Origin of the sequence: Streptomyces rimosus (assembly GCF_008704655.1) — a bacterium.
In the GTDB taxonomy this organism is placed as follows: domain Bacteria; phylum Actinomycetota; class Actinomycetes; order Streptomycetales; family Streptomycetaceae; genus Streptomyces; species Streptomyces rimosus.
In genome coordinates this window covers 3490542-3512192 of the sequence record NZ_CP023688.1, presented here as the reverse complement: position 1 = coordinate 3512192, position 21651 = coordinate 3490542, and the positions used below count along the sequence as shown (strand labels likewise).

The following is a 21651-nucleotide window of genomic DNA, read 5'->3' as shown; positions in this document are numbered from 1 at the left end:
CGGAGACCCCCCGTGGCGCGGGCCCGCCGGTCGTGCCCCCGGTCGACGCCGTACGGTCTGAGTGAGTCGACGTACGCAACGGGGCGCCACCGGCCGGGCCCCGTCGGGGGAGGACCGGATGCGCATCGGGGACGCCGCGGCCGCCGCGGGCATGACGGCCAGGGCACTGCGCTACTACGAGGAACAGGGGCTGGTGACCGCCCGGCGCACGCCGTCCGGCCACCGGGTGTACGCGCCGGAGGACGTGCGCCGCCTGCGTACGGTGCGCGAACTGCTCGACGCGGGGCTGACGGTGGGCGACATCCGCTCGTTCGCGCCGCTTCTGGACTCGTTGCCGCCGGGCGGCGTCTCCGCGCTGTTCGCCCCGGGGAACGGCGCCCGCGACGCCGCGGGGGACGGCCTCGCGGACGGCCCCGGACGTGACGACTGCCGCGCGGCGGAAGCGGTGGCCCGCCGCCGGCTGGCCGACCTGGACGCCCGGATAGAGCGGCTGACGATGCTGCGCGGCCGGCTGGCCCGGCAGCTCGGGGAACCGGCGGCCAGGGAGCCGGGGCGGGTGGCTCCTTACGGGAGGGCACTCAGGGAGTGAGGCGGACGGGCTCGAAGGGGCTGCGCCCGGGGAGTGGTGCGTACGGTTCCGAAGGGGCCGTGTCCGGGGAGTAGCGCGCACGCTCCGAAGGGCCCGCGTCCAAGGCGCGAAGGCCAGGTCCGCCCCTCAGAACCGCAGTCCCCGCGCCAGCACGTCCATCGCCCGGTCGATCAGCCCTTCGAGATCGTCCCGCTGCCCGTCCGCGACCCAGCGCATCAGCGCCTCCTGGAGGGCCGCCAGGAGGGCCGCCGCGATCACCCGGATCTCCAGGTCGTCCGCGGGCCGGCCGGACCGTTCCGCCAGTACGGCGCTGATCATGTCGGTGTCCCGCGCGGTGTTCTCCGCCATCCGGCCGCGGATCGCCGGCACCTCCCGCATGAGGCGGGCGCGCTGGACCAGTTCGGTGCGCTCTTCCACGGTGATCCGCCGCAGCGCCTCGACGGTGACGTGCCGGAGCGACTCGATCATCGGCTCGTCGGCGGGCCGGGCCCGCAGCTCGGCCTCCAACATTGGGTCGTACTCGTCGGTGAGCACGATGTCTTCCTTGGTGGGGAAGTAGCGGAAGACCGTGCTGGGGGAGACGTCGGCGGCCTCGGCGATCCGGTCGACCGGGGTCGCGTCGTACCCCTGCTCCTCGAAGAGCCGGTAGGCGGCCCGGCGGATCGCCTGCCGGGTCTGGATCTTCTTCCGCTCGCGCAGCCCGGCCTTGGGTGCGGTGGGCCGCGCGGCGGATCTCTGTGCAGAGGCCATGAAGGTCATTGTCGGGCATGCCCGGAGCGGGCCGTCCGGCCCGCATCGACCGCCCCACCCCGCCCTTGACGCCTCCTTGCTCGCCCGAGGGCTGTGGTTTGTCAGTGGCGTGTGTAACGCTGTGGCGAGTGCAAGGTCACCGTCAGTGATGCTTGGAGGGGGTGTTGCGGGTATGCGTACCGCCATCGATGTGTTCGCCGTGTTCGCGGCAGCGCTCTGCGTCGGAGGGTTCCTCGTCGGGGGCACGGCCGCGGTGGTCGCGCTGGTGCTGGCCGGGGTGGCCGCCCTGACATGGCAAGTGGCCGCGGCGTCGAGACCGCGGCCACGCATGGGCGGAAGGGGTGCGCGCCGGCGCGGTGAGGGTGCCGGCGCGCGGGGTGGAAGAGGGACCGCGGGCGGGCCGGATGCCGCGCCGGGCGCCTCAGGCGTGCGTATAGGCCACCAATGAGATGCCGACGTAGTGCACGATGAACGCCGCCAGCGTCAGCGAGTGGAAGACCTCGTGGAAACCGAACCAGCGCGGTGAGGGGTTGGGTCGCTTGATGCCGTAGATGATGCCGCCGGCGCTGTAGAGGACGCCGCCGACGATGACGAGGACGAGGACGGCGATGCCGCCCTTGCGCAGGAAGTCGGGCAGGAAGAAGACGGCCGCCCAGCCGAGCGCGATGTAGCAGGGGGTGTAGAGCCAGCGTGGCGCGCCCACCCAGAAGACGCGGAAGACGATGCCGGCGAGGGCGGCCGCCCAGACGGCCCACAGGAGTATCTGCCCGCGGGTGCCGGGGACCAGCAGCATGGTCAGCGGGGTGTAGGTGCCCGCGATGATCAGGAAAATATTGGCGTGATCCAGTCGGCGCAGGACTGCTCCGGTGCGCGGGCCCCAATTGCCCCGGTGGTACAGGGCGCTGACCCCGAAGAGCAGACAGGCCGAGAGGGTGTAGACGGCGCAGGCGATCCGGCCGCGGGTGCTGTCGGCCAGGGCCGTGAGCACCACACCGGAGAAGAGGGCGGCGGGGAACATCCCCGCGTGCAGCCAGCCCCGCAGCTTGGGCTTGAGTGGCGCGGCCACCGCGGCCACCGCGGCGACCGCGGAGACTGCGTCGGCGGCCGCGCTGGTCACGGGGGAAGGGCGGCTTTCGGCGGCGTCGGGCGCGGAAGTCATGGCCGCAATGCTACCTACGCAACCGTAAGTTACGGATTGGTCCGGAAGTGGTGACGGTCACGAGAACCTCCTCTGGACAGATGTGGATCGGGGTCGGATGATCAAATGAGTGCGGTCGGCACCGGATGAGCGGTCGCGAAGCATCCGGGTCGCAGCCCCCAAGGGGCAGACACCATCAAAAAGCGGGCTCTGCCGGCATGTGCGCAGACAGTGGTCCGACCAAACCCTCATCTAGGAGCGATCGTGGCGCGCGACAACGCGGCTCCCTCCCCCGTCCCGACCAACCACCAGGAGCTGATCTCCTGGGTCGATGAGATCGCAGCCATCACCGAGCCGGACCGTGTCGTGTGGTGCGACGGCTCGGAGGCGGAGTACGAGCGCCTGTGCGAGGAGCTCGTCGCCAAGGGCACCTTCACGAAGCTGGACCCGATCAAGCGCCCCAACTCGTACTACGCCGCGTCCGATCCGTCGGACGTCGCCCGGGTGGAGGACCGCACGTTCATCTGCTCCGAGAAGGAGGAGGACGCGGGCCCGACCAACCACTGGAAGGCCCCGGCGGAGATGCGCGACATCTTCACCGGTGCGCAGGGCATCTTCCGTGGCGCGATGCGCGGCCGGACGATGTACGTCGTCCCGTTCTGTATGGGCCCGCTCGGCTCCCCGCTCTCCGCGCTCGGCGTGGAGATCACCGACTCGGCGTACGTCGCCGTCTCGATGCGCACCATGACCCGGATGGGTCAGGCCGTCCTCGACGAACTGGGGACGGACGGGTTCTTCGTGAAGGCCGTGCACACCCTCGGCGCCCCGCTCGCCGACGGCGAGACCGACGTGCCATGGCCGTGCAACTCGACCAAGTACATCTCGCACTTCCCCGAGGACCGCGAGATCTGGTCCTTCGGCTCCGGCTACGGCGGCAACGCCCTGCTGGGCAAGAAGTGCTACGCGCTGCGCATCGCCTCGGTCATGGCCCGCGACGAGGGCTGGCTCGCCGAGCACATGCTCATCCTCAAGCTCACCCCGCCGCAGGGGGAGTCGAAGTACGTCGCCGCCGCGTTCCCGAGCGCCTGCGGCAAGACCAACCTGGCGATGCTGGAGCCCACGATCTCCGGCTGGACGGTCGAGACCATCGGCGACGACATCGCCTGGATGCGCTTCGGCGAGGACGGCCGCCTGTACGCGATCAACCCCGAGGCCGGTTTCTTCGGCGTCGCGCCCGGCACCGGTGAGGACACCAACGCCAACGCGATGAAGACCCTCTGGGGCAACTCGGTCTTCACCAACGTCGCGCTGACCGACGACGGCGACGTGTGGTGGGAGGGCATGACCAAGGAGAAGCCCGCGCACCTGACCGACTGGAAGGGCAACGACTGGACCCCGGAGTCGGAGACGCCGGCGGCCCACCCCAACGCCCGCTTCACCGTGCCGGCCGGGCAGTGCCCGATCATCGCGCCCGAGTGGGAGGACCCCAAGGGCGTGCCGATCTCGGCCATCCTCTTCGGCGGCCGCCGCGCCAGCGCCGTACCGCTGGTGACCGAGTCGCTGACCTGGCAGCACGGTGTCTTCCTCGGCGCGAACGTGGCGAGCGAGAAGACCGCGGCCGCCGAGGGCAAGGTCGGCGAGCTGCGCCGGGACCCGTTCGCCATGCTGCCGTTCTGCGGCTACAACATGGGCGACTACATGGGCCACTGGATCAAGGTCGGCGCGGACAAGGACCAGGCGAAGCTGCCGAAGATCTACTACGTGAACTGGTTCCGCAAGGACGACGCGGGCCGTTTCGTGTGGCCGGGCTTCGGCGAGAACAGCCGGGTGCTCAAGTGGATCGTCGAGCGCCTGGACGGCAAGGCCGACGGCGTCGAGACCCCGATCGGCATCCTGCCGACGAAGGAGTCGCTGGACACCGACGGCCTCGACCTGGCCGACGCGGACCTCGACTTCCTGCTCACCGTCGACAAGGACGTGTGGCGCGAGGAGGCGGCGCTGACCCCCGAGCACCTGAACACCTTCGGTGACCACACGCCGAAGGAGCTGTGGGACGAGTACCACGCGCTCGTACGCCGACTGGGCTAGTACGGCGAAACGGTCCGGTGCGCGTACGCAGTCGCGAACGCGCACCGGACCGCCACGGTCGACGGCCGGGGCCACGTGCACGAACACGTGGCTCCGGCCGTCTTTGCTCGTAGGGGGCCTCAGGCCGTGGCCAGCTCCTGCACCGCCGAGCCGAGCTCATGGGCCTCCATGCGCTCGGCCGCCAGCGCGGCGGCGGCGCCGTCGGCCCGCGAGGTGGCCACTGCGAGGGCGCTGCCGGCCAGCATCCGCGCCCGCCGGTGCAGCCGGGGCGCGCGGGCCGGGTCGCCGCCGCCGCTCGGCGCGGCCCGCAGCGGATACGCCCCGCCGCGCAGCCGGGTGACCTGCTCGGCGATGCGCTCGGCGGCGTCGTCCAGCGCGGGGTCGGGCACGGTGGCGCGCAGTTCGTCGGTGACGGTGAGCAGCGCGGTCAGATGGCCGGCGAGCCGGATGTCCAGTTCCTCCGCGCGGGAGCGGTGCGGGACGTCCTGGTCGGCGGCCATGGAGTGGACCGACTTGGTGCGGATCGGTTCGTACATGGGATGGCCTCCTGGCAACGCGCAACGGCTAGGAGACCATCCTAGCTTAGACGCTGTCTAAAGTTGTGATCCGTACAGTCGGAATCGCGGGCGTGGCGTCCGCCCGGGACGCGCTCAGTACTGCCCGTAGCCGTCCAGGAACGTGCCGATGCGCGTCACCGCGTCCGTCAGATCGTCCTTGTTCGGCAGGGTGACCAGGCGGAAGTGGTCCGGCTCGGGCCAGTTGAAGCCGGTGCCGTGCACGATCATGATCTTCTCGGCGCGCAGCAGGTCCAGCACCATCTGCCGGTCGTCCTTGATCTTGTAGACCTTCGGGTCCAGCCGCGGGAAGGCGTAGAGCGCGCCCTTCGGCTTGGTGCAGGTGACGCCGGGGATCTGGGTGAGCAGCTCGTATGCGGCATCGCGCTGTTCCAGCAGCCGGCCGCCCGGCAGGACCAGGTCGTTGATCGACTGCCGGCCGCCGAGGGCGGTGGCCACGGCGTGCTGGGCGGGCATGTTCGCGCACAGCCGCATGTTGGCGAGGATCGTCAGGCCCTCGATGTAGGAGGCGGCGTGCGCCTTGGGGCCGCAGACCGCCAGCCAGCCGCTGCGGTAGCCCGCCACCCGGTAGGACTTCGAGAGCCCGTTGAAGGTCAGGGTCAGCAGGTCGGGGGCGATCGCGGCGAACGGGGTGTGGGTGACGCCGTCGTAGAGGATCTTGTCGTAGATCTCGTCGGCGCAGACGATCAGGTTGTGCCGGCGGGCGATCTCGGCGAGGCCGCGCAGCATCTCGTCGTCGTAGACCGCGCCGGTCGGGTTGTTCGGGTTGATGACGACGAGGGCCTTGGTGCGGTCGGTGACCTTGCGCTCGATGTCGGCGAGGTCCGGCATCCAGTCGGCCTGCTCGTCGCAGCGGTAGTGCACCGCCGTACCGCCCGACAGCGAGACCGCGGCCGTCCACAGCGGGTAGTCCGGGGCCGGTACGAGCACCTCGTCGCCGTCGTCCAGCAGCGCCTGCATCGACATCTGGATCAGCTCGGAGACGCCGTTGCCGAGGTAGATGTCGTCGACCGACAGCTCGATGCCCTTGGTCTGGTAGTGCTGCATGACCGCGCGCCGGGCGGAGAGCAGGCCCTTGGCGTCGCCGTAGCCGTGCGCCGTGCCGACGGTGCGGAGGATGTCCTCCAGGATCTCCGGCGGGCACTCGAAACCGAAGGCCGCCGGGTTTCCGGTGTTCAGCTTGAGGATGCGGTGTCCCGCTGCCTCGAGCCGCATCGCCTCCTCAAGGACCGGCCCCCGGATCTCGTAGCAGACGTTGGCGAGCTTCGTTGACTGGATCACCTGCATGCCGCCACCTTACGGGCGCGTAATACGCCCTGCCTGGTGTTCTTGTTCACCTTCGGGGGCCGGAGGGTGTGGGTTTGGTCACCCGTCGTGACGGTGCGGAACGTGCCGTCCCGGTGGTGGACGGGGCGCACGGGGCTCCGTTGGCGGGCGTACTGCCGTACGCTCCCGGCGGGTGCGCGCACGGGGAGGCGCGCACCACGGCACTGAGCGCCGGTGCCCGGCGCGGGCCGCACCACCGGCACCGATCACGGGGGCGACATCGTGTCATCCACGCAGCGGCTCTCGCTGCTCAACGACGAGCCGGTGGACTCCGCCGGAGGCGACCTGCTGGGCGCGGGCCGCGCCGCCCGGCAACTCGCCGACCTGCTGCTCGCCTCCCGGGCCTCCACCCCCTTCACCCTCGCCGTGGACGCGGGGTGGGGCATGGGCAAGAGCAGCCTGATGCGCCTGGTCGACGCGGAGCTGACGACGGCGCCCGAGGTACACACCGTCTGGTACAACGCCTGGACCTCGACCGGCGCGGACGCCCTGGAAGGGCTGATCAAGTCGGTGCTGATGCGCTTCGACCGGCGGCTGCTGCGACGGGCCCTGCACCGGGTCTCCGAACAGCGGGCCCTGCTGCGCGTCCTGCGGGCGCTCGCCACCGTCGCGGCGGGCCCGCTCGGCGCCGCCGGGCTGGTCGACGAACTGTGGAGCAGCCTGTCCGTCAACTCCCAGGCGCGTAACGAGATGCGCGACGCGATCCGCGACCTGGCCCAGGAGTGGTCCCAGAACGCGGCCTACTCGCCGCGCCGGATGCTCGTCGTCTTCATCGACGACCTGGACCGCTGCTCCGAGGAGACGGTGCTGGCGGTGTGCGAGGCGGTCAAGGTCTACCTGGACGTACCGGGACTGGCGTTCGTCATCGGCTGCGACCGCTCCGTGATGGGGCCGAGCGGCCTGCTGCGCGACCTGTCCCCGGCCGGCACCGCCTTCATGGAGAAGATCTTCCAGACCAGCTACCGCATCCCGGTGGCCGACGGCCAGGACGTACGGGAGTACATCGCGCGGTGCGCGCGCACCGCCGGGATCGAGCAACTCCTCGACGAGCCCCTGGTCGACCTGCTCGCCGAGCGCTCGGCCCGCAACCCGCGCCGCATCAAACGGCTGGTCAACGGCTTCGTCCTGGAAGCCACCCTGAATCCGATGTGGGCCGACCACCCGCCGGAGGCGGTGCTGCGCACCCTGCTGATCCAGTACTTCTACGCCGACTTCTACCGGATGATGACCAGCCCGCCGGGGGCCGATGAGGGGGATGTGGTCGCGGACTTCTGTACGTACCGGCGGGTGCGGACGCTGTTGCGGACGTCGGCGCCTGTGCCCGACGAGGAGCGGCCGATGGTCGAAGCCTTTCTGGCGCAGCGCGATGTGCCACAGAGCCTGACAGACCCGTACGCCGTCCTGGAGCGGCTGGAACGCGAACTGCCCACCGTCTTCCCCGACATGGTCACCGACGCCGCGTTCAACTCGCTGCTCGACGGCCTGCTCGGCCTGCCGCGCTCCGAGAAACTGGTGCGCAGGCTGCGCGAGGGCGCGCCCGCGCTGGTGGCGGCGCCGCAGCGGGAGCCGGACATCGGGGCCGGGGCGATACCGGACGCGCGGACCGGCATCGTCGTACGGCGCGGGGCCGGCTTCCCGGACTTCGATCCGCAAGCGCCCCTCGCCGGACGCACGATCCTGTGGGTCGACGACCGCCCCGAGAACAACACTTCCTTGGCCGCCTGGTTCCGCCGGGAGGGGGCGACCGTGGAGACAGCGGTGGACTCCGCTGCCGCCGACGCCGCCATCGCCGCCCGGGTGCCGTCCCTGATCATCTCCGACATCGCCCGCGGCACGGACGACCGGGCCGGTTTCACCCACGTGGCGGCCCTGCGCCGGGACGAGCGCTACACCGGCCCCGTCGTCTTCTTCGCCGGCCGGGTCACCCCCGCCCGCCAGGACACCGCCCGGGACCTGGGCGCACTGGGCGTCGCGGCCGACGCGGACGAGCTGATCCGGCTGATCAGGGGCGCGTTCGCTGCACCGTACGCCCCGCCAGTACATCCGTCCGCCGCCCGTCCTCGATGACGAACCGCCCGTCGATCAGGACGTGCGCAATGCCCGTCGGCAGGGTGCGCGGCGCGTCGAAGGTGGAGCCGGCGGCGACCGTGTCCGGGTCGAAGAGGACCAGGTCGGCGCGGTACCCCTCGCGGACAAGACCGCGGTCGGGCAGCCGCAGCCGCGCCGCCGGGCGCCCGGTCAGATGCGCCACGCACTCCTCCAGCGACAGCACGCCCAGCTCCCGCGCGTAGGTCCCCAGGTACTTCGGGAACGTGCCGTACGCCCGCGGGTGCGGCTTGGCGCCCTGGAGGATGCCGTCGCTGCCGCCGGTGTGCACCGGGTGGCGCATGATCGCGCGGACGTTCTCCTCGTGGCCGACGTGCTGGAGGATCGTCGGGCCGAGCCGGTCCTGGAGCAGCAGCCGCCGGGCCGTCGTCCACGGCGCCTCGCCGCGCTCCCGCGCCGACGCGGCGACCGTCCGGCCGACGTGGTCCGCCAGCGCGGGGTCCGAGACGCCGGAGATCTCGATGGTGTCCCACTCGATCGGCACGCCGTGGCAGCCGTCCGCGCCCTCCACCTCCATGACGTGCCGGATGCGCTCCGCCGTCGCGTCGTCCCGCAGCCGCGCCAGGATCGCCTCGGGACCGCCCTCGCTCGCCCAGCTCGGCAGCATGGCGACCAGCGTCGTACAGCCGGGCGTGTACGGGTACGTGTCGAGGGTGATGTCCGCGCCCGACGCCAGGGCCTCGTCCAGGAGGGCGAGGAGTTCGGGGGCGCGGCCCTTGTTCACGCCGAAGTTCATGGTGGCGTGGGCGAGGTGCAGGGCGCAGCCCGCCTGGCGCGTCAGGCCGACCATCTCCGCGTACGCCTCCAGGGCGCCCGCCCCGTATGAGCGGTGGTGCGGGCAGTAATAGCCGCCGTAGCGCGCCACGACCCGGCACAGCTCGGTGAGTTCGGCGTCGTCCGCGTACATGCCGGGGGTGTAGGTGAGGCCCGAGGACAGCCCGACGGCGCCCTGCTCCAGGCCCTCCGCGACCAGCTGCCGCATCCGGGCCAGTTCGCCGGGCGTGGCCGCGCGGTCCTCCCAGCCGAGCGCCAGCATCCGTACGGTGCCCTGCGGGACGAGGTACGCCGCGTTGACGGCGATGCCCTGACCGCCGAAGCCGTGGTCGAGGCGGTCCAGGTACTCGCCGACCGTGCGCCAGCTGAAGTCGATGTCCGAGCCGTCCCCGTTCCAGCCGGTGATCTGGGCGCGTACCTCGGCGAGCGTACGGTCGTCGACCGGTGCGTACGACAGGCCGTCCTGCCCGATGACTTCGAGGGTGACGCCCTGCGCGGCCTTCGCCTCGTGTGCCGGGTCGCGCAGCAGCGCCAGGTCGCTGTGCGCGTGCATGTCGATGAAGCCGGGGGAGAGGGCCAGGCCCGCGCCGTCCACGACGCGTGCGGCGCCGGGGCGCGGCCCGGAGTCCGTCTCCCGGCGGATCTCGGCGATCCGGCCGCCGTCGAGGGCGACGTCCGCCCGGTAGGAGGGGGTGCCGGAGCCGTCGATGACGCGTACGTCGCGGACCACGGTGTCCATGACCGAACTGCCTTTCCTGTCGAACAAAGGCCGGGGCCGGGCCGCGGCGTGCGGCCATGGCGTACGGCCCCCGCTCCGGCGAAAGGGGGGTGCACCGGAGCGGGGACCTGGCGCGCCCGGGGGCAGGGGGATGCCCCCGGCGCTCGGCGCGGGGCTCGGGGGTGGTGCTCCGCGCCGGGATCGTGGGGCCCCGGTGGTACGGGGCCGTGATGGGGCCGCCTCAGAAGAACGTACGGACGTAATCCACGACCGTGCCGTCCGCCTCGGCCACCGGGATCAGCTGCCACTTGTCGAAGGACGTGCACGGGTGCGACAGCCCCAGGCCGACCCAGTCGCCGACCTCCAGGGCGTCGCCCCGCTCCGTACGGACCCAGGCGTGCTGGTCGGAGAGCCCGGTGATGGTGATCCCGTCCGCCGGCCGCTCGCCGCCGTCCCGGCCGGACCGTACGACCTGGGCCTGCGGCAGGTCGAGGTCGTACGCCGCGTCCCGCTTGCCCGCGTTCAGGAACGCCTGCTCGGGGGTCGGGCGGGAGACGACCTGCGCCCACAGGCGGAAGGCGGGCCGCAGGGCGCCCTCGTCCGGGACGCGGTTGAAGGGGGTGATGCGGCGGTAGTGGCCGTCGTCGTGGGAGACGTACGCGCCGGAGCGCAGCAGCTTCAGCAGCGGCCGGGACAGTTCGGGCGCCTCGGCGAAGACCTCGGCGACCGCGTCGAACCAGGCGCTGCCGCCCGCGCTGAGCACGATCTCCTCCAGGTCGGCGAAGCGCCCGGTCCGGTCGAAGGACACGGTCAGCGCGAGGAGACGGCGCAGCCAGGCCGTCACCCGCTCGTGCGTGGCGTCGGGCACCTCGCCCTCGTACCCGGCGATGCCGACCAGGCGCAGCGTGTCCACGCCCGCGACGGCGTCGGCCAGTTCGAAGCACTCGGCGTCGGTACGGACACCGGTCCGCGCGCCCTCGCCCGCGGCCAGTTCGATCACCACGTCCAGCGGGCGGGTGGCGCCCGCCTCGCGCAGGGCGGCGTCCATCAGCTCGATGCCGCGCAGCGAGTCGACGTAGCAGACGCAGCGGAAGCCGGGGTCGGCGTCCAGTTCGGCGGCGAGCCAGCGCAGCGCGACGGCGTCGACGACCTCGTTGGCGAGGAAGATCCGCTGGATGCCGTAGGCGCGGTAGACGCGGGCCTGGTGGGGGACGGCGGCGGTGATGCCCCAGGCGCCGCGGGCCAGCTGGCCGGCGAAGAGCTGCGGGGCCATCGAGGTCTTGCCGTGCGGGGCGAAGGCCAGGCCGTGCCGCTCGGCGTAGCTCTCCAGCAGCGCGAGGTTGTGCTCCAGCGATTCGGCGGACAGGGCGAGGACGGGGGTGGTGAAGCCGCCGGTGAACAGGTTCCGCCGCTCCGCCGCGAGCTCGCCGACGGTACGGCCGTCCGCGTCCGGGGGAAGCCCCTTGAAGCGGTGGTCGACGCGTTCGTCCGCGAGGGTCTTCGCGTGCCGGGCGGCGGTGGCTGCGTCGGCGCCGGACGCGGCACCGGTGGCGCTGCGGTCGGCGTGGGGCGCGGCGGCCATGGGGGCCTCCTCCAGATCATGTTGCACTGTGTGCAACACCCATTGCGCATATCGCTTACAGCTGTCTAACATCCGAGCCATCGCCGGGTCAATGGTGCGCAACACGTCGCGGAACGGCTCAACGAGCCCGTACGCAAAGGAGTGCAGGAGATCGTGACCACGTCCCAGAACGACCGCACCGATGGCACCGACACGACGGACGGCGGTAACACGCCGCAAGGCGCCGGCGCGCCGGACGGCACCGGGCCCGGCGGACCGGGCACCGACGTCGTCTGCCTCGGCGAATCCATGGTCACCTTCATGCCCACCGAACCCGGGCGGCTCGCCGACGTAACCCTCTTCGAACGCGGCATCGGCGGCGCCGAGTCCAACGTCGCCTGCGCCCTCGCCCGCACCGGCCACCGCACCCGATGGATCTCCCGCGTCGGCGCCGACGCCTTCGGCGACCACCTGCGCGCGGCCGTCGCCGCCTGCGGCGTGGACGTCTCCCACGTCCAGCGCGACCCGCACCGCCCCACCGGCGTCTACTTCCGTACGGCGGGCGAACGCGCCACCGGTACGCGGACGGCCGCCGGCGAGGCCGAGGTGGCGTACTACCGCGCCGGATCCGCCGCCTCCGCCATGGCCCCCGACCTGCTCGACCACGACGTACTGCGCGACACCCGCGTCCTGCACCTCACCGGCATCACCGCCGCCCTGTCCGACAGCTGCCTCGACGTGCTGCGCACCCTCACCGCGCCGTCCCCCGGGCGCCCGCTCGTCTCCTTCGACGTCAACTACCGCGTCGGCCTCTGGCAGGACCGCACCGTACGCGGCCCCGAGATCGTCCTCGACCTCGCCCGCCGCTGCGACCTGGTCTTCGTCGGCGAGGACGAGGCCGCGGCCGCCTGGGACCTGCACGGGCCGGAAGCCCTGCGCGAAGCGCTGCCCGAACCCGCCGTCCTCGTCGTCAAACAAGGCGCCCACGGCGCCACCGCATACGCCCGCCAGTCCGACGGCACCGACACGCTCACCACCGCGCCCGCCCTCGCGGTCGAGGTGGTCGCGCCCGTCGGCGCGGGCGACGCCTTCGCCGCCGGATTCCTCTCCGCCACCCTCCGCGACCTGCCCGTGTTCGAGCGCATCCGGCACGGCCACCTCATGGCCGCCGCCTCTCTCACCGTCCCCGGCGACCTCGGCACACCCCCGTCCCGCGACCTCGCCGACCACCTTGCGGGCCTCGACCCCGCCGCCTGGGGGAGACTGCGACTCGGCCCCGGCTGGACGACCGACGGTGACACACCCACCGACCGCAACGGCGACACCACCAGCCACGGGGTGCACAACCCACGGGTGGAGGTCCGTACACGATGAGTCAGACAGTCGACCGCGCACTGAGCATCCTGCCGCTGCTGGCGGAGGGTCCGGCCAACCTGGAACAGGTGGCCGGCCGCCTCGGCGTGCACAAGTCCACCGCGCTGCGGCTGCTGCGCACGCTCCACGAGCACGGCATGGTCTACCGGCAGGGCGACCAGCGCTACCGCCTCGGCGCCCGGCTCTTCGCCCTCGCCCAGCAGGCCGTGGAGAACCTGGACGTACGCGAGATCGCCCATCCGCACCTGGTCGAGCTGAACGAGAAGTGCGGGCACACGGTGCACCTCGCGGTGTACGAGGAGAACGAGGTCCTCTACATCGACAAGGTCGAGAGCCGCTACCCCGTACGGATGTACTCGCGCATCGGCAAACCCGTCGCCATCACCGTCGCGGCCGTCGCCAAGCTGCTGCTGGCTGACCTGCCCGAGGCCGAGCGCCGCGCGCTTGCCGAAAAGCTCGACTACCCCCTCTACACGTCCCGTTCGACACCCAACGCCACGGCGTTCCTCGCCGAACTGGCCAAGGTGCGCGAACAGGGCTGGGCCACCGACCTCGGCGGCCACGAGGAGTCCATCAACTGCGTCGGGGCCCCCATCCGCGGCGCGGACGGCCGGGTCGTCGCCGCCATGTCGGTGTCCGCGCCGAACGTGGTCGTCACGGCCGAGGAACTCCTCACCCTGCTTCCGTCGGTACGCCGTACCGCGGACGCCATCAGCCGGGAGTACTCCGGCACCACCCCGCAGAAGGACCAGTAAGGAAGCCTGACCATGACCGAGAAGACCGCCCTCACCCCCGCCACCCACACCACCCCGCCCGCCAAGTTCTCGCACGGCGTGAAGAAGGGCAACATCCTCCAGGTCGCCGGCCAGGTCGGCTTCCTGCCCGCCGTCGAGGGCCAGGCCCCCACCCCGGCCGGCCCCACCCTGCGCGAGCAGACGCTCCAGACCTTCGCCAACGTCAAGGCGATCCTGGAGGAAGGCGGCGCGACCTGGGACGACGTCATGATGATGCGCGTCTACCTCACCGACGTCGACCACTTCGCCGAGATGAACGAGATCTACAACGCGTACTTCGAGGCCGAGGGCCTGAAGGAAGCGCCGGCCGCCCGTACGACCGTGTACGTCGGCCTCCCCAAGGGCCTGCTCATCGAGATCGACGCCCTCGCGGTGCTGGGCTGACCGGGACACCCCCTTGCCGTTACCGCCGCTGAACCCGCCGCACGGTGCGGCGCCCCGCACGCCCGGGGCGCCGTGCCGCGGTCCCCCCTGCCTGGAACCACCCTGTCTGACAACGGAGTCACCACATGGTCCACGCTGCCCTCGCCGCTGCCGCGGCCCCCGCCGCACCACCGGCGCCACCCCACACCGGCGGCCTGCTCGCCCTCATACCGGGTACCCCCGGGCTGCTCACCGTCGCCGCCCTGGGAATCCTCCTTCTCCTCTTCCTCATCATCAAAGTCCGCCTCCAGCCGTTCGTAGCGCTGCTGGGCGTCTCCATAGCCGTAGGCCTGGCGGCAGGCTTGTCCGTCACCGAACTCTTCGGCACAGTCCAGAAATCCAGCCTCCCCTCCCTCATCGAGAGCGGCATGGGCGGCATCCTGGGCCACGTCGCCATCATCATCGGCCTGGGCACCATGCTCGGCGCGATCCTCGAAGTCTCCGGCGGAGCCGAGGTATTGAGCGCGCGCCTGCTCGGCCTCTTCGGCGAACGCCGCGCCCCCCTGGCCATGGGCCTCACCGGCCTGATCTTCGGCATCCCCGTCTTCTTCGACGTAGGCATCTTCGTCCTCGCGCCCATCGTCTACGCGGCAGCCAAACGAAGCGGCAAAAGCATCCTCCTCTACTGCATGCCGTTGCTCGCCGGCCTCTCCATGACCCACGCGTTCCTGCCGCCCCACCCCGGCCCGGTCGCCGCCGCCGGCCTGTTCAAGGTGGACCTCGGCTGGATCATCCTCATGGGCATCGTCTGCGGCATCCCCGCCGTCCTGGCCGCCTGGGCCTACGCCGCGTGGATCGGCAAGCGGATCTTCGTCCCCGTACCGCAGGACATGGTCGAGGCGGCCGAGGAGTCCCGAGCCGCGGTGATCGCCGAACAGACGGCAGCAGGCGTCCGGCCCCACGAAAAGCCGGTCGCCCTGGGCACCGTCCTCGCCATCATCGGCACCCCGCTCGTCCTGATCCTCCTCGCCACCTTCTCCTCGATCGCCCTGGATCCCTCCACCCTCCGCTCGGTGGTCGAGTTCTTCGGCAACCCCTTCGTAGCCCTGACGATCGCCCTGCTCCTCGCGTACTACCTCCTGGGCATCCGCCGAGGCTGGTCCCGCAAGTCCCTGGAAACCGTCTCCACCGCGTCCCTCAAGCCGGTCGGCAACATCCTCCTGGTGGTCGGCGCGGGCGGCATCTTCGGCGCCGTCCTCAAGGGCAGCGGCGTGGCCGACGCCCTCTCCGACACCTTCCACAACGTCGGCCTCCCCGTCATCCTGCTCGCCTGGCTGGTCTCGGTGGTCCTCCGAGTAGCCCAGGGCTCGGCAACCGTAGCCATCGTCACCACCGCCGGCATCGTCCTCCCCCTGATAGACGGCCAACACCTCTCCCAGCCCCACCTGGCCCTGATCATCATGGCCATCTCAGCCGGCTCGATCTTCGCCTCCCACGTCAACGACGGCGGCTTCTGGATGGTCGCCAAGTACTTCGGCATCTCCGAACGCGACACGTTGAAGTCGTGGACGGTGTTGGAGACGGTGCTGTCGGTGGTGGGGTTTTTGGTGGCGGTGGGGGTGGGGTTGGTGGTGTAGGTCAGGCGCTTCCGTGGCTGAGGCCCGCAAGAACTGCGTGCGCACGTGCGTCGGAGTCTCCGAAGGTGGTGGCCGTACACCCGCGGACTTGGGCGACGCGCTGCTGGAGCGTAAGGCGCAGCGCGTCGTCATGAGCGAGCCTGCACCAGTTGTGTACGAGGCAGATCGTGGCCCGGCGCCCAGCCTCGACGCGCATCACCTCGATAAGCGCGCAGAACTGCGGGCGCGTAGCACTGAGTGCGTCGTCTCCTCGGTCGACCCACAGCCCTGCGATCTGCCAGCCATGGCGGTCGGCGTAGTTGACGCAGCCGGAGAGGCGCAGATCGAGGATGGCACTGGACCGCGTCGCGTTGCGGTCGTAGATGAGGACGAGCGGAGACGGGGTAGCTGTATTCACCCGCTCAGATTCGTACTTTGCCACTCGGACCTCGATACCCAGCCGGTAATCTCACGGTGGGATGACTTTCCATCCCACCGTGAGCCCGAGGAGCGGCGATGGTGCCGGTTCAATTGCCGGACCGCGCTTGGCAGTAAGCGGCTGTACGCCAGGCGTTGAGGTCGCGGGACATCGGTGCCGTGTTCCGCCACGTCCAGCAGTACGGCGGCGCCAGCCAGGCCCGTATTGCCACGGCGGTGGGCATGACGCAGGCGCGCGTCAACGAGATCATCAATGGGCGCAGAGAAGTGGTACGCCTCGACGTCTTCGAGCGGGTCGCCGACGGGTTGGGCTTGCCGGATGACGCACGCCACCTGCTCGGCCTGGCGGCGGGTCGGGAACGCCGTGCCGGCGGCCCGGTCTTCGAGCTGGCGTCGTTCCCCGAAGTGGTCCGCGTCTACCAGACACAGTCGGCAGCGGCGCAGGACATCCGTGAGCAGGCGCGTACGGCATCAGAATGGGACGTGCTGGCGGTACGCGGGCTCGGCCTTATCGGTTTGAAAGACTCGATGCTACGTCCCTGCCTGACCCGGTCGCAGGAGGCGTCGCCCCGCGTACGGGTTCTTCTGCTGGACCCCACGGCCCCCGCACTGGCACGTCGGGCGGCTGAGATCGGTGAGTCGGCGGAATCATTGGCCGGCGGGGTGCGACTCGCCGAGGCGCGCCTACGAGAACTTGCCGACGGCGGTGATGTAGCGGTGTACCGGTACAGGACCTTGCCCACATGGCGGGTCATCCGGCTGGACTCCACCATGTTCGTGTCTGCCTTCGATTCCGGGTGGGAAGGACACGAGTCCGCCACGTACAAGGTGATGGAGACGCCGCATGGACCGCTGTTCCACGGCTTTCGGCGCATGGTGGAAGCGACCGTGGCCGACGGTGAACGCACGGTATGACGACCGGGGGCAGGCGTGATCGAAGCCGAACTGAAAGCGCGTGTACGGGAACCGGCGGTGGTGCGGGAGCGTTTGGGGCGGATGGCCGTAGGGCGGGACGAGGTGTATCGGGACGCGTATTTCGATACCCCGGGCGCGGATTTGGAGGCGGGGGACCGGGAGCTTCGGCTCCGTACCGTGGACGGCCCGGACGGGACGCGGGCCCTGTTGACGTACAAAGAAGCGCGGGTCGACGAAGTGTCGGGGTCGAAGCCGGAGTACGAGACGGGTGTCGGCGACCCGGCAGCCGTCCGGGTCATGCTCAATGGTCTCGGGTACACCGAGACGCTCGCCTTCGAGAAGCACTGCCGGAACTACGAGTTCACCGCGTATGGGCGGCCGATGCTCGCCACTCTCGTCCGAGTCCCGGAAATCGACGGGACATATGTGGAGGTGGAGACGCAGGTGTCGGGTGAAAGGGAATTACGGGGTGCTTTGGGGGATGTACGGGCTGTCCTCGACGCGTTGGGGGTCGGGGAAGGTGACCTGACCGCCGAGTTGTACACCGACGCCGTACGGCAACGGCGTACCCGGGAATCCTGACGGCCGGGGCCCGCCGTGCGGCAGGCCCCGGTTACGCGATCGGAGGCGGCCCGCTCAGGCGTCCGGATTCTTGCCCTCCGCGACCTTCTTGATGCGGTCGATCTGCAGCTTGGCGAAATCGGCGTAGGGTTCGCTGTCCGTGAGGTCCGTGGATTCTAGGCGGATCAGGACTCCGCCCAGGCGCATGTGGACCTCGGTGTGCTTTCCGGTGAAGGCGTCGGTCGCTTCGGCGCCGGCCGAGATCTGGAGGGGCTTGGCGTCGGCGCCGGCCTTGTGGCGTTCTCTCTTGGTCAGGCCCTTCATGGCGGCCTGTGCGTCTTCCGGGGTTTTGAAGGAGAAGAGCGTGAAGTAGAGGTGTCCCGTCCGGCCTTCCGCGTTCTGCTTCTCCTTGAGGAAATACGTGTTGCCGTAGCTGACGAAGCCGCCGCAGTTCGTCTCCGTGGTGTCCTGGCACTTGCGCAGGGCGTCGTTCGGGGACAGGAACTTCGGGCTCCGGCCCTTCCAGCCCTCTGGTGCGCTGGACTTGCTCACGAGGGCGGTGCGCACCTGGTCCGCTGCCAGTACGAGCGGCGCCTTCTGCTGATCTCCGCCGCCCTGGTCCGCGCCGTTCCCGGTGTCGCCGCCGCTGCCTCCGCCGCTGCCGCAGGCGGCCAGTGACGCCGCGAGCACCGCTCCGGTCACGATCCCCCGTACCGATCTGAACACGTTCGTCCCCTCTCTCGGATGATCCAATGATCAATTGGCATGTACTCAACCGCATGGCTGTGCGGCATGCCAACTCCCCGAGGGGCGGGATGGTTCGGCCCCGGCCGCCTCCCTCACCGATTCCGGTCGCGTACGGCCGCGGCGATCGTCACCGCGGTGCCGGCGAGTATCGGGACGAGCATCGCCGGGACAAGCCAGCCGGGCACGTCCGGGTCCGGCGTGGAACGCCAGAACAGGCCGCAGCCCGCGAGGAGGGAGAGGCCGATGCAGGCGTTGAGCAGGAGTACGGCGCGGGCGATGCGGCGGGCCGAGGCCCGGTTGGCGGGCCTGTTGGTCAGGGACGAAGCGGCCCGTACGGCGAACGGTGTGTCGGTGGCCGTCAGCTCGTCGCGTGGTGTGAGCCGCAGTGTCATCTCCGCGCCGGCGGCCGTCACCACCGTCACGCCCGCGTACACGAAGACCAGTATGAACGCGCTGCCGATCGACTTGTCTGCCCAGACGTCCACGCCATCGCTTCCGATATGCCACGGTATGCGGTCTGGCAGGTGCGGATAGCGCAGCGCGCCCCAGACCGCCTGTGCGGCGAGCAGGACGACGCTGGGAAGCAGCCACAGCCGGACCGGGGAGGAGAGGATGGCCATGAGTCGATCATCCGATGAAAGGCCCGGGCGGGGAAGCGGGGGATGCGGGCGTGGCCGGGGCCCGCCCCACGGCAGACCCCGGCCACAAGGGCGATCACCTCACCCCGTCTTGCAGTACTGCGCCTCCTTGCCGATCGAGCGGTACATGCAGTCGCTGTTCTCCAGGAGTTGGAGGACCGCGTCCCGGTTGCGGGACGTTTCGCGGGTGATGACGGAGTCGCGGGGGTAGAAGCCGCCCGCGCCCGCGGAGGACGGGTACATCTCGAAGGTGTAGGCGAAGATCTTCTGGTTGCCCCAGAGCCAGTCGTCGATGGAGCCGTCCGTGATGTAGAGGTCGCTGGACTGCTCGGGGGTGTAGCCGTTGCTGGCGGCCATGGACTTGCCGACGGCGGCGAACGCGTCGCGGTCGTCCTGGGTCATGCCGGGGGCGGTGTCGTTGTAGGTGTAGCCGAAGGGCCACAGGACCAGTTCGCTGTACGTGTGGAAGTCGATGGCGGTCTTGATCTGCTGGACGCCGCCGATGTTACGGCTGCGGACGAAGTTGCTGACGACCTTGACCTCGGGGGCCGATGCGGCGGACGGGCCGCGGTAGGTCTCCGAGCCGGTGCTGCCCGAGGAGCCGCCGCAGCAGCCCCACTTGAAGTCCCAGTTGCGGTTCAGGTCGGTGCCGACGTTCGCCGAGCCGCTGTTGGGCTGGCGGTTCTTGCGCCAGCTGCGGAACGAGCCGCTGGCGATGTCGTACGCGCCGCCGTCCGGGTTCACGTCCGGGATGATCCAGATCTCGCGTGAGTCGAGCATCTTGGTGACGCGCGGATCGCTGCCGTACTTGGACGTGTAGTCGTTGAGCAGGTAGAGCGCCATCTCCACGGTGAGGTGTTCGCGCGCGTGCTGGTGCGCGGTGAAGAGGACCTCGGGTTCCTGTTCGTCCTGGGCGACGTTCTTGCTGAGTTTGAGGGCGAGGATGTCCCGGCCCTCGTAGGACGTGCCGATGACGCGCTTGCTGAGAATGGCCGGGTACTTGGCCACCAGGGCGTTGATCTCGGCGGTGGCCTCGGCGTAGTTGTGGTACTTGCCGTACCCGGAGGGGAAGTCCTTGACGCGGTTGCCGGTGCCCGCCGGGGGCGCGGGCAAGGCCCGCAGGCGGTAGCCGAGTGAGCGTACGAGGGCGGCCTGCGCGGTGTCCGCGGTGATGACGACGGTGCGGCCGTGCACCTCGTCGATGGACACCCCCGTAGAGGCGAGCGCGCTGCGCTGCGCGGCGGTGGCGGGGCCGGTGATCTCGTACTGGCGGGGTGTGCCGGTGTCCTCCGCCGGGGTGCCGACGCCGACGGCGGTACGGGCGGAAGTGTCCTGGCGAGGAGAGTCCTCGGCCTGCGCGGCGAAGGGCGCGGCCAGGGCGAGGGAGACGAGCGCGGTGAGGACGGTGGTCCGCCTGCCGCGTCTTCGGGGTCGTCGCATGGTGTCCTCCGTGGGGGTGTGAGGCGAGCGACGGCGCCAGTGTTCGGCGTTGGCATGCCTCGGTCAATCCCTTCTGTTGACGCAAACACGCCAAATTCACGCGGGTTTCCGGAAGATTCTTGTCAGGGGCCGGTGCCGCCCCAACAATGCGCACGACAAGTCCGGCGCCACGCCGGACTCACCAGTGTGAGAGGACCCCCACATGAACAGACCTCTCGTCGGCGCCCTGGCCACGGCCGTCCTGGGCGCCACGGCGCTCGCGGGCACCGCCGGTACGGCCCATGCGACCACGACATCGGACGCGGCGGACCGGGGTGCGGCCCGGACCGCGACGGCACCGCAGCTCGCGGCCGTGGCCGAGGCCGCGGCTCCCAAGGCGAAGGCCGTCACCTTCGCGGGAACGGTCGCGCTCAGCAACTGTTCGGGATCGATAGTCCGGATGCCGAACTCGGCCGACAATGATCCGGCTCTGGTCATGTCCAACGGCCACTGCCTGGAGAGCGGTATGCCCGACCCGGGTGAGGTCGTCGTCGACCAGCCGTCCAGCCGCAGCTTCACCGTGCTCAGCGCCTCGGCCGGCAATCTCGGCACGGTACGCGCCACCAAGGTCGCGTACGCCACCATGACCGACACCGACGTGTCCTTCTACGAACTCTCCTCCACCTACGCCCAGATAAAGCAGCGTTACGGCATCAAGGCCCTGGACATCGACACCAACCACCCCGCCAAGGGCGCCGGGATCACCGTCGTGTCCGGCTACTGGAAGAAGACCTACTCCTGCAACATCGACGGGTTCGTGCACCAGTTGAAGGAGGGGGGCTACGTGATGAAGGATTCCGTGCGCTACACCCCCGCCTGCAAGACGATCGGCGGTACGTCCGGGTCGCCCGTCATCGACACCGCCTCCGGCAAGGTCGCCGCCATCAACAACACGGGCAACGAGAACGGCGGCCGCTGCACCATGAACAACCCGTGCGAGGTCGACGAGAACGGCAAGGTCACCGTGCGCAAGGGCATCAACTACGCGCAGGAGATCTACACCATCCCCAAGTGCTTCGGCACCGGCAACAAGCTGGACCTGGGGCGGGCGGGCTGCGTACTGCCCAAGCCGTGACGGCACGGGCGGCACACGCGGTCCGC

The 21651-nt window shown here is 70.5% G+C and carries 20 protein-coding genes; 10 read left to right on the top strand and 10 right to left on the bottom strand.

Annotation, left to right across the window (positions count from 1 at the left end; all coding sequences use genetic code 11):
* Positions 1-118 precede the first annotated feature (118 nt).
* Positions 119-589, top strand: coding sequence for a MerR family transcriptional regulator (locus CP984_RS14395; protein WP_003986740.1), 471 nt, complete (start codon positions 119-121; stop codon positions 587-589).
* A gap of 126 nt (positions 590-715) precedes the next feature.
* Here CP984_RS14395 and CP984_RS14390 read toward each other — a convergent pair whose 3' ends face one another.
* Positions 716-1348, bottom strand: a complete 633-nt coding sequence (locus CP984_RS14390) for a TetR/AcrR family transcriptional regulator (protein WP_003986741.1) — start codon at positions 1346-1348, stop codon at positions 716-718.
* 412 nt (positions 1349-1760) lie between these two features.
* Positions 1761-2498, bottom strand: coding sequence for a PAQR family membrane homeostasis protein TrhA (gene trhA, locus CP984_RS14385; RefSeq protein ID WP_003986742.1), 738 nt, complete (start codon positions 2496-2498; stop codon positions 1761-1763).
* A gap of 243 nt (positions 2499-2741) precedes the next feature.
* On the opposite strand from trhA, the gene CP984_RS14380 reads away from it, so the two are divergent.
* The gene (locus CP984_RS14380) at positions 2742-4565 is read left to right on the top strand and encodes a phosphoenolpyruvate carboxykinase (GTP) (protein ID WP_003986743.1); all 1824 of its coding nucleotides are present in this window, start codon (positions 2742-2744) and stop codon (positions 4563-4565) included.
* 119 nt (positions 4566-4684) lie between these two features.
* Here the strand turns inward: CP984_RS14380 and CP984_RS14375 are convergent, their stop codons facing one another.
* Together CP984_RS14375 and CP984_RS14370 are read right to left on the bottom strand one after the other, a co-directional pair.
* Entirely contained in the window at positions 4685-5101 is a 417-nt protein-coding gene (locus CP984_RS14375; RefSeq protein WP_030181664.1) for an SCO4983 family protein, read from the bottom strand.
* 114 nt (positions 5102-5215) lie between these two features.
* Positions 5216-6427: a pyridoxal phosphate-dependent aminotransferase gene (locus tag CP984_RS14370; RefSeq protein ID WP_003985470.1), complete on the bottom strand. Its 1212-nt coding sequence runs from the start codon at positions 6425-6427 to the stop codon at positions 5216-5218.
* A 261-nt stretch (positions 6428-6688) separates the two neighbouring features.
* Between CP984_RS14370 and CP984_RS14365 the strand changes: the two genes are divergently transcribed.
* On the top strand, positions 6689-8533 hold the full coding sequence (locus CP984_RS14365) for a P-loop NTPase fold protein (protein ID WP_226048656.1): 1845 nt from the start codon (positions 6689-6691) through the stop codon (positions 8531-8533).
* On the opposite strand, the gene CP984_RS14360 is transcribed toward CP984_RS14365, so the two are convergent.
* Both CP984_RS14360 and CP984_RS14355 read right to left on the bottom strand, forming a co-directional pair.
* Positions 8469-10085, bottom strand: a complete 1617-nt coding sequence (locus CP984_RS14360; RefSeq protein ID WP_003985468.1) for an N-acyl-D-amino-acid deacylase family protein — start codon at positions 10083-10085, stop codon at positions 8469-8471. The two genes, CP984_RS14365 and CP984_RS14360, sit on opposite strands and share 65 nt — an antisense overlap.
* Positions 10086-10305: 220 nt before the next feature.
* Positions 10306-11646: an amino acid deaminase gene (locus tag CP984_RS14355; protein ID WP_003985467.1), complete on the bottom strand. Its 1341-nt coding sequence runs from the start codon at positions 11644-11646 to the stop codon at positions 10306-10308.
* Positions 11647-11799: 153 nt separating this feature from the next.
* Between CP984_RS14355 and CP984_RS14350 the strand changes: the two genes are divergently transcribed.
* The 4 genes from CP984_RS14350 to CP984_RS14335 all read left to right on the top strand — a co-directional run bounded on the left by CP984_RS14350 (position 11800) and on the right by CP984_RS14335 (position 15793).
* The gene (locus CP984_RS14350) at positions 11800-12999 is read left to right on the top strand and encodes a sugar kinase (RefSeq protein WP_003985466.1); all 1200 of its coding nucleotides are present in this window, start codon (positions 11800-11802) and stop codon (positions 12997-12999) included.
* Complete coding sequence (locus CP984_RS14345; RefSeq protein WP_003985465.1) at positions 12996-13754, top strand: IclR family transcriptional regulator; 759 nt, start codon at positions 12996-12998, stop codon at positions 13752-13754. Before CP984_RS14350 ends, CP984_RS14345 begins: the two co-directional genes overlap by 4 nt.
* Before the next feature lie 12 nt (positions 13755-13766).
* On the top strand, positions 13767-14177 hold the full coding sequence (locus CP984_RS14340) for a RidA family protein (protein ID WP_003985464.1): 411 nt from the start codon (positions 13767-13769) through the stop codon (positions 14175-14177).
* 125 nt (positions 14178-14302) lie between these two features.
* A complete protein-coding gene (locus CP984_RS14335; protein WP_003985463.1) occupies positions 14303-15793 on the top strand; it encodes a GntP family permease in 1491 nt (496 codons plus the stop codon).
* A gap of 1 nt (position 15794) precedes the next feature.
* Here CP984_RS14335 and CP984_RS14330 read toward each other — a convergent pair whose 3' ends face one another.
* Positions 15795-16214 (bottom strand): recombinase family protein, encoded by a 420-nt coding sequence (locus tag CP984_RS14330; protein WP_003985462.1) that lies wholly within the window; start codon positions 16212-16214, stop codon positions 15795-15797.
* A 155-nt stretch (positions 16215-16369) separates the two neighbouring features.
* On the opposite strand from CP984_RS14330, the gene CP984_RS14325 reads away from it, so the two are divergent.
* Both CP984_RS14325 and CP984_RS14320 read left to right on the top strand, forming a co-directional pair.
* The gene (locus CP984_RS14325; protein ID WP_003985461.1) at positions 16370-17125 is read left to right on the top strand and encodes a helix-turn-helix domain-containing protein; all 756 of its coding nucleotides are present in this window, start codon (positions 16370-16372) and stop codon (positions 17123-17125) included.
* A 15-nt stretch (positions 17126-17140) separates the two neighbouring features.
* Positions 17141-17707 (top strand): class IV adenylate cyclase, encoded by a 567-nt coding sequence (locus CP984_RS14320; protein WP_030181669.1) that lies wholly within the window; start codon positions 17141-17143, stop codon positions 17705-17707.
* 54 nt (positions 17708-17761) lie between these two features.
* On the opposite strand, the gene CP984_RS14315 is transcribed toward CP984_RS14320, so the two are convergent.
* The 3 genes from CP984_RS14315 to CP984_RS14305 form a co-directional block, all read right to left on the bottom strand.
* Positions 17762-18412 (bottom strand): hypothetical protein, encoded by a 651-nt coding sequence (locus tag CP984_RS14315; protein ID WP_003985459.1) that lies wholly within the window; start codon positions 18410-18412, stop codon positions 17762-17764.
* A gap of 113 nt (positions 18413-18525) precedes the next feature.
* A complete protein-coding gene (locus CP984_RS14310) occupies positions 18526-19053 on the bottom strand; it encodes a DUF1648 domain-containing protein (protein ID WP_003985458.1) in 528 nt (175 codons plus the stop codon).
* Between the two features lie 99 nt (positions 19054-19152).
* Positions 19153-20511, bottom strand: a complete 1359-nt coding sequence (locus CP984_RS14305) for a M14 family metallopeptidase (protein ID WP_003985457.1) — start codon at positions 20509-20511, stop codon at positions 19153-19155.
* Between the two features lie 202 nt (positions 20512-20713).
* Here CP984_RS14305 and CP984_RS14300 point away from each other — a divergent pair, with 202 nt between their 5' ends.
* Positions 20714-21625, top strand: coding sequence for a S1 family peptidase (locus CP984_RS14300; protein WP_003985456.1), 912 nt, complete (start codon positions 20714-20716; stop codon positions 21623-21625).
* Positions 21626-21651: the final 26 nt, after the last annotated feature.

What these genes read in the sequence shown, in the direction of transcription:
- CP984_RS14340 (WP_003985464.1), top strand. Translation starts at nt 13,767, where the DNA reads ATGACCGAGAAGACCGCCCTCACCCCCGCCACCCACACCACCCCGCCC.
- trhA (WP_003986742.1), bottom strand. Translation starts at nt 2,498, where the DNA reads ATGACTTCCGCGCCCGACGCCGCCGAAAGCCGCCCTTCCCCCGTGACC.
- CP984_RS14345 (WP_003985465.1), top strand. Translation starts at nt 12,996, where the DNA reads ATGAGTCAGACAGTCGACCGCGCACTGAGCATCCTGCCGCTGCTGGCG.
- CP984_RS14305 (WP_003985457.1), bottom strand. Translation starts at nt 20,511, where the DNA reads ATGCGACGACCCCGAAGACGCGGCAGGCGGACCACCGTCCTCACCGCG.
- CP984_RS14300 (WP_003985456.1), top strand. Translation starts at nt 20,714, where the DNA reads ATGAACAGACCTCTCGTCGGCGCCCTGGCCACGGCCGTCCTGGGCGCC.
- CP984_RS14375 (WP_030181664.1), bottom strand. Translation starts at nt 5,101, where the DNA reads ATGTACGAACCGATCCGCACCAAGTCGGTCCACTCCATGGCCGCCGAC.
- CP984_RS14370 (WP_003985470.1), bottom strand. Translation starts at nt 6,427, where the DNA reads ATGCAGGTGATCCAGTCAACGAAGCTCGCCAACGTCTGCTACGAGATC.
- CP984_RS14395 (WP_003986740.1), top strand. Translation starts at nt 119, where the DNA reads ATGCGCATCGGGGACGCCGCGGCCGCCGCGGGCATGACGGCCAGGGCA.
- CP984_RS14335 (WP_003985463.1), top strand. Translation starts at nt 14,303, where the DNA reads ATGGTCCACGCTGCCCTCGCCGCTGCCGCGGCCCCCGCCGCACCACCG.
- CP984_RS14310 (WP_003985458.1), bottom strand. Translation starts at nt 19,053, where the DNA reads ATGGCCATCCTCTCCTCCCCGGTCCGGCTGTGGCTGCTTCCCAGCGTC.
- CP984_RS14360 (WP_003985468.1), bottom strand. Translation starts at nt 10,085, where the DNA reads ATGGACACCGTGGTCCGCGACGTACGCGTCATCGACGGCTCCGGCACC.
- CP984_RS14355 (WP_003985467.1), bottom strand. Translation starts at nt 11,646, where the DNA reads ATGGCCGCCGCGCCCCACGCCGACCGCAGCGCCACCGGTGCCGCGTCC.
- CP984_RS14390 (WP_003986741.1), bottom strand. Translation starts at nt 1,348, where the DNA reads ATGACCTTCATGGCCTCTGCACAGAGATCCGCCGCGCGGCCCACCGCA.